At 65.7% G+C, this 6,177-nt stretch carries 5 protein-coding genes; all 5 read right to left on the bottom strand.

Translation table 11 applies throughout. From position 1 onward, the window contains the following. Positions 1-116: 116 nt before the first annotated feature. Positions 117-797, bottom strand: a complete 681-nt coding sequence (locus BV95_RS06535; protein WP_037448921.1) for a DUF2490 domain-containing protein — start codon at positions 795-797, stop codon at positions 117-119. A 142-nt stretch (positions 798-939) separates the two neighbouring features. Further along, positions 940-3,063, bottom strand: a complete 2,124-nt coding sequence (locus tag BV95_RS06530) for a sodium-translocating pyrophosphatase (RefSeq protein WP_037448920.1) — start codon at positions 3,061-3,063, stop codon at positions 940-942. 228 nt (positions 3,064-3,291) lie between these two features. Next, positions 3,292-4,206 (bottom strand): thiamine-phosphate kinase, encoded by a 915-nt coding sequence (gene thiL, locus BV95_RS06525; protein WP_037448918.1) that lies wholly within the window; start codon positions 4,204-4,206, stop codon positions 3,292-3,294. Between the two features lie 102 nt (positions 4,207-4,308). Continuing rightward, complete coding sequence (gene nusB / locus BV95_RS06520) at positions 4,309-4,755, bottom strand: transcription antitermination factor NusB (RefSeq protein WP_037448916.1); 447 nt, start codon at positions 4,753-4,755, stop codon at positions 4,309-4,311. Between the two features lie 92 nt (positions 4,756-4,847). Further along, entirely contained in the window at positions 4,848-6,137 is a 1,290-nt protein-coding gene (gene hisD, locus BV95_RS06515) for a histidinol dehydrogenase (protein WP_037448914.1), read from the bottom strand. Between the last annotated feature and the right edge of the window lie 40 nt (positions 6,138-6,177).

Raw genomic sequence — 6,177 nt, 5'->3', positions numbered from 1 at the left:
CTGGGGTAGAGACAGAAGGCTGGTGGAGGGGAATGGGGCGCGACCTGCGTATTTCCCCTCCACCACGCTTCGCGCGGTCCCCCTCCCCACGCTTCGCGTAGGGAGGATTTAGGTTGTTAGAAGCTGAAGCCTAGCGAGAGGGACGCCACATGGTCGTTGCTGTCGTCGGCATTGGGACGAAAGCCGTGCTGGTGCAGATAGCCGATTTCCGCATTCACATTCTTCGCGAGGGGGGTGGTGATGGCGATCAGGTTGCGCATCCGCTCCTCCCCGTCGACCCGCTGGAAATTGGTCTTGTTGAGATCGACGAAACTCTCATGGCTGAGCAACAGGGCGGTCTTGCCGCCTTCCCGGAAGGGCAGCACATATTTGACATAGGGACGCAGCCGCCAGGCGGTGCCGTCCACCCCTTCGCGCCAGCGTTCCTCCAGCCGCAGCCGGGCGCTGAGCAGGCCGGGGCCGATCTTCACGATATTGTCGAAGGTCACCTGCTGGCGACCGCGATGCTCCATCACGGCGAAGTGACCGGCGTCATATTGCGGATCATGGGTATAACCCGCCCAGACCGTGACCTGCTTGTTCAACCTGTAGCCGATCAGCGAGTTCATCTCGACTTCGTACAGCCCGTCGCGGTCGTTGCCGAAACGGCCCACCACTTCCTGCGAGAAGCGCCAATGGTCGCTGAGCTTCACCGTCGCGCTGGCGGTGGTCCAGAGCTGTTCATCCTCGCTCGCATGGGCGGCGGCGGGCAGGAGGAGCGCCGCGAGCGCGGTCATCCATTTCAGGCAAGTCGACATAATATCCCTCCGATCCGCGGCGGAGAGCCGACTGTGACCGTTTCGCGGCCCTATTGTTACCAATATGTTTCATTTTAGTGACAAAAGACCCCGCCCTTTGTGGGGCGGGGCCTTTTTTCCGGCTTTTCCTTTGATCGGGAGTTTACGCGCCGTGCGCCAGCGCCGCCAGCAGCAGCAGGGCGACGATGTTGGTGATCTTGATCATCGGATTCACCGCCGGGCCTGCCGTGTCCTTGTAAGGATCGCCGACCGTATCGCCCGTCACGGCTGCCTTATGGGCTTCGCTGCCCTTGCCGCCGTGATTGCCGTCCTCGATGAACTTCTTTGCATTGTCCCACGCACCGCCGCCCGATGTCATGGACAGGGCCACGAACAGGCCGGAGACGATGACGCCCAGCAGCAGCGCACCCAGAGCCGCGAAGCCGTTGGGCGTGCCCGCCACCGCAGAGATCGCGAAATAGACCACGATGGGGGCCAGCACGGGAAGCAGGCTGGGGATGATCATTTCCTTGATCGCGGCGCGGGTGACGAGGTCCACCGTGCGGGCATAGTTGGGCCGCGATGTGCCCTCCATGATGCCCTTGTTGGTGGCGAACTGGTCGCGCACGTCCTTGACCACGTCACCGGCTGCGCGACCGACGGCGGTCATGCCCATCGCGCCGAACAGATAGGGCAGCAAGGCCCCAAGCAGCAGGCCGACGATGACATAGGGGTTGGAAAGGCTGAAATCGACCGGCTCGGTCAGGCCGAGCGCGCTGTTGTAGAATTTCAGATCCTCCGTATAGGCGCCGAACAGCACCAGCGCGGCCAGGCCCGCCGAACCGATGGCATAGCCCTTCGTCACCGCCTTTGTGGTGTTGCCCACCGCGTCCAGCGCGTCGGTCTTCACCCGGACGCTGTCGTCCATATGCGACATTTCCGCTATGCCGCCCGCATTGTCGGTGACCGGGCCGTAAGCGTCCAGCGCCACGACCATCCCGGCCAGCGCCAGCATGGCGGTCGCGGCGAAGGCGATGCCGATCAGGCCCGCCAGTTGATGGGCGACGATGATCCCCGCGACGATCACCAGCGTCGGCAGCGCGGTCGCCTCCAGGCTGACGGCCAGCCCCTGGATGACATTGGTGCCATGGCCGGTTTCCGATGCGCGGGCGATGCTGCGCACGGGGCGGTAGTTGGTGCCGGTATAATATTCGGTGATCCAGACGATCAGGCCCGTCACGGCCAGGCCGACCATCATCGACCAGAACAGCGCCATGCCGGTATAGCCGCCCGCGCCGTCCAGATCGGTGCCGAAACGGGCGTTGAGATCGCCCAGCGTGAAATGCGTCACGGCGTAAAGTGCCGGGATCGACAGGATCGCCGTGGTCCAGAAGCCCTTGTAGAGCGCGCCCATGATCGACTGGCTGGAGCCGAGCCGCACCATATAGGTGCCGATGATCGAAGTGATGATGCACACGCCGCCGACGATCAGCGGCAGCGACATGAGCTGCATCAGGAAGGCGTTGTCGACGCCCTTCACCAGCAGCGCCGTCAACACCATGGTCGCGCCGACCGTCACTACATAGGTTTCGAACAGGTCGGCGGCCATGCCCGCGCAGTCGCCGACATTGTCGCCGACATTGTCCGCGATGACGGCGGGGTTGCGTGGATCATCCTCCGGAATGCCTGCTTCGACTTTGCCGACGAGGTCCGCGCCGACGTCGGCCGCCTTGGTGAAGATGCCGCCGCCCAGACGGGCGAAGATGGAGATGAGGCTGGCGCCGAAGGCCAGCGCGACGAGGGAGTCGATCACGAGCCGGTCGTCGGGCGCATGGCCCGCGGGGCCGGTCAGATACCAGAAGAAGACGCTGATCGCGAGCAGCGCCAGACCCGCCACCAGCATGCCGGTGATCGCGCCCGCCCGGAAGGCGACGGTCAGCCCGCTTTGCAGCGTGTCGCGGGCGGCTTCGGCGGTACGGACATTGGCGCGCACGGAGATGTTCATGCCGATGAAGCCCGCCGCGCCCGACAGGATCGCGCCGATCAGGAAACCGACGGCGGACGTCGCGCCCAGGAAGAAGAAGACCAGCGCCGCGACGACGACGCCGACCATGCCGATGGTCATATATTGGCGGCCGAGATAGGCCTTTGCCCCCTCCTGAATCGCGCCCGCAATCTGCTGCATGGTTTCATTGCCGGCGGATGCCGCCAATACCTGTCGACTGGTGAACAGGCCGTAGAGCAGGGCCAGCAGGCCGCACCCTATGGCAATCGAGACAATCTGCATGGATGTTCCTCTCCCCCTGTTATGTCTGTCATCGGCCGCTCCGCAGGGAATGACGGGCGGGCGAAGGGCATAGGGGCGGGCGGCCGGAACATGCGCTTCCGGCATCGGGCACCGCGTCAATCAGCAACAGGCTCACGCACATCATGCGGTCCTACCGGGCTGAGAAAGGTCGGGGGTGAAGCTACAGGGCGGACGGGCTGCGTCAACCCGTTACGATATTAGGCCGAATCAGCCATGTTCCCAGCCGAGCCGGTCGGGCAGCGGGATCGTCACGCCGTCGATCTTCAGCGTCAGCCCCCTCCCCTTGGCGAAGCGGCCGACGGGTATGGCGCGCACGGGCGGCTTCACCGCGGCGGGAAGAGCGAAGAGCAGTTCATAATCGTCCCCGGCGCGGGCGGCGGCGATCTGGACCGCGTTGCTGGCGCCCCTCGCGCCTTCAAGCGCGGGCGATAGCGGGATATGGTCGATGGTGACGGCCAGCCCGCTCGCCTCCGCCATGCGGGAGGCGTCGATGAGCAGGCCGTCCGACACGTCCATCATCGCATGGACATGGCGGGCGAGCAGCGCCCCTTCGGCCAGGCGCGGACGCGGGCGGCGATAGGCGTCGACCAGCGGGCCGGATGCGCCGGGCGTGGTTTGCAGCAGTTCAAGGCCGATGCCCGCATCGCCCACGGGGCCGGTCAGATAGAGCCTGTCCCCCGCCTTCGCGCCGCGGCGCAGGGGGACGGGGCCGGTCGCTTCGCCCAGCGCGGTCAGGCTGTAGCTGCGCGGCGCGCTCTTCGGCATCCGCACCGTGTCGCCGCCCAGCAGCGGCATGGCGTGACGCGCCAGCGCCTCGCCCAGTCCTTCGAGGAAGGCGGCATCCCATGCGTCATCACCCGACAGCGCGTAGTTGAGCAGGCAGCCGAGCGGCTTCGCGCCCTTGGCCGCGAGGTCGGAGAGGTTCACGGCGGCGAGTTTCCAGCCGATGTCGGCGGGTGGATCGGCGGGGAGATAATGCACCCCCTCCACCATCGTGTCGCTGGTGAGGATCAGGCGGGCGTTGCCTATGTCCAGCACCGCCACATCGTCCTGCAAGCCCTGGGCGGCAGGATCGTTCGCCAGCAGGCGGAGAAGGGTCAGGAAACGGGATTCAGCGGACATGCAGATTACTCCCGTTCGGGCTGAGCTTGTCGAAGCCCTTCACTTCCTTGAAAAAGAAGAAAAGCCCTTCGACAAGCTCAGGGCGAACGGATTCATATATTCCTATTTCCGCACATCCTTGGCCACGGCATCCAGCAGGCCGTTGACGAAGCCCGCCTCGCGCTTGTCGTAGAAGGCATGGGCGACGTCGACATATTCGCTTATCGCCGTGCCGGTCGCCACATCCTGGCGGGCGAGCAGTTCATAGGTGCCAGCGCGCAATATCTGCCGCATCGGCTTGTCGAGGCGTTCGAGGCTCCAGCCCTTGGAAAGGCGCGCCGCGATCAGGGTGTCAATTTCCTCCCGGCGGCGGTCGACGCCCTGCACGACATCGTCGAAGAAGCTTTCCTCCGCTTGGGCGTAGGTGACGTCCTCGATGGTCGCGCCCAGGCGGTGCTGGTGGAATTCATGCAGCAGCAGGTGGATGGGCGTGCCCTCCATCTCTAGCTGGTACAGCGCCTGAACCGCGGCAAGGCGCGCGGCGGAGCGGGATTTGGAGCGGTCGTTCATCATCTTTCCATAACCGTTCGGACCGGGCCTGTCGAAGCCCCTCGCTTTCGTAGACGAAGAAAAACCCTTCGACAGGCTCAGGGTGAACGGGTTTATTTTAATCTTAGGGCCACCGAAGCCGCATGGGCAGGAAGCCCCTCCGCCTCCGCCAGCGCGACGGCGGCGGGGCCGATAGCGCCGATGGCGTTGCGGTCGAGGCTGAGGAAGCTGGTGCGCTTCATGAAGTCCAGCACAGACAGGCCCGACGAGAAGCGCGCCCGGCGGCCGGTCGGCAGCACATGGTTCGGCCCGGCGACATAATCGCCCACCGCTTCCGGCGTCATCCGGCCCAGGAAGACGGACCCGGCGTGGCGCACCTGCGCGAACAGGGTGTCGGGATCGTCCACGGCCAGTTCCAGATGCTCGGCGGCGAGGCGATCGACCAGCGGCATGGCTTCTTCAAGGTCGCGCACGACGATGATCGCGCCATTGGCGTTCCAGCTCGTCGTCGCCACGGCCTGCGTCGTAAGCTTGGGAAGCTTCTGCTCCACCGCCGCCGCGACCGCATCGGCAAAGGCCGCATCGTCCGTGAAGAGGATCGACTGGCTGGTCGGGTCATGTTCCGACTGGCTGAGCAGGTCGGCGGCGATCCAGTCGGGATCGTTCTTCGCGTCCGCGACCACGACGATCTCCGACGGGCCTGCCACCATGTCTATACCGACCACGCCGTAAAGCTGGCGCTTCGCCTCCGCCACCCAGGCGTTGCCGGGGCCGGTGATGACGTCGACCGGCCTGATCCGGTCCGTGCCATAGGCGAGCGCCGCCACTGCCTGCGCCCCGCCGACACGCCAGATTTCCTCGATCCCCGCTATGGCGGCGGCGGCCAGGACCAGCGGGTTGATCTCTCCATTGGGGGTCGGCGTGACCATGGCGATGCGCTGGACGCCCGCGACCTTGGCGGGAATCACGTTCATCAGCAGCGAACTGGGATAGGCGGCGCGGCCGCCGGGGACATATAGCCCCGCCGCGTCCACCGCGTTCCAGCGCGCGCCCAGACGCACGCCCGCCGCGTCGACGCTGTCGCTGTCCTGCGGCTTCTGTTTCTCATGATAAGCCGCGATGCGCGCCGCCGCGAGTTCGAGCGCGTCGCGCAATTCGGTGGAAATGCTGTCCAGCGCCTTGCGGCATTCGGCAGGCTCCACCGCCCAGCCGCTGACGTTTAGGTCGTGCCGGTCGAAGCGGCTGGTATAGTCGGCCAGCGCCGCGTCGCCCTCTGCGCGGACGCGTTTCAGGATCGCGGCGACGTCGCGGGACACGTCCTCGTCGGCTTCGCGCCGGGCGTCGACCAGAGCTGTGAAGGCGGCGGCGAAATCGCTGTCAGCGGTGGAAAGGCGGAAGGTCATCGGCCCCCTCCTCCTTCCGTCATCCTCGCGCAGGCGGGGA

The sequence above is a fragment of the Sphingobium chlorophenolicum genome, from assembly GCF_000722875.1.
GTDB lineage: Bacteria > Pseudomonadota > Alphaproteobacteria > Sphingomonadales > Sphingomonadaceae > Sphingobium > Sphingobium chlorophenolicum.
The sequence above is the reverse complement of the archived record's forward strand: the minus strand, read 5'-3'. Positions and strand labels throughout refer to the sequence as shown.

What these genes read in the sequence shown, in the direction of transcription:
- BV95_RS06530 (WP_037448920.1), bottom strand. Translation starts at nt 3,063, where the DNA reads ATGCAGATTGTCTCGATTGCCATAGGGTGCGGCCTGCTGGCCCTGCTC.
- BV95_RS06535 (WP_037448921.1), bottom strand. Translation starts at nt 797, where the DNA reads ATGTCGACTTGCCTGAAATGGATGACCGCGCTCGCGGCGCTCCTCCTG.
- thiL (WP_037448918.1), bottom strand. Translation starts at nt 4,206, where the DNA reads ATGTCCGCTGAATCCCGTTTCCTGACCCTTCTCCGCCTGCTGGCGAAC.
- nusB (WP_037448916.1), bottom strand. Translation starts at nt 4,755, where the DNA reads ATGAACGACCGCTCCAAATCCCGCTCCGCCGCGCGCCTTGCCGCGGTT.
- hisD (WP_037448914.1), bottom strand. Translation starts at nt 6,137, where the DNA reads ATGACCTTCCGCCTTTCCACCGCTGACAGCGATTTCGCCGCCGCCTTC.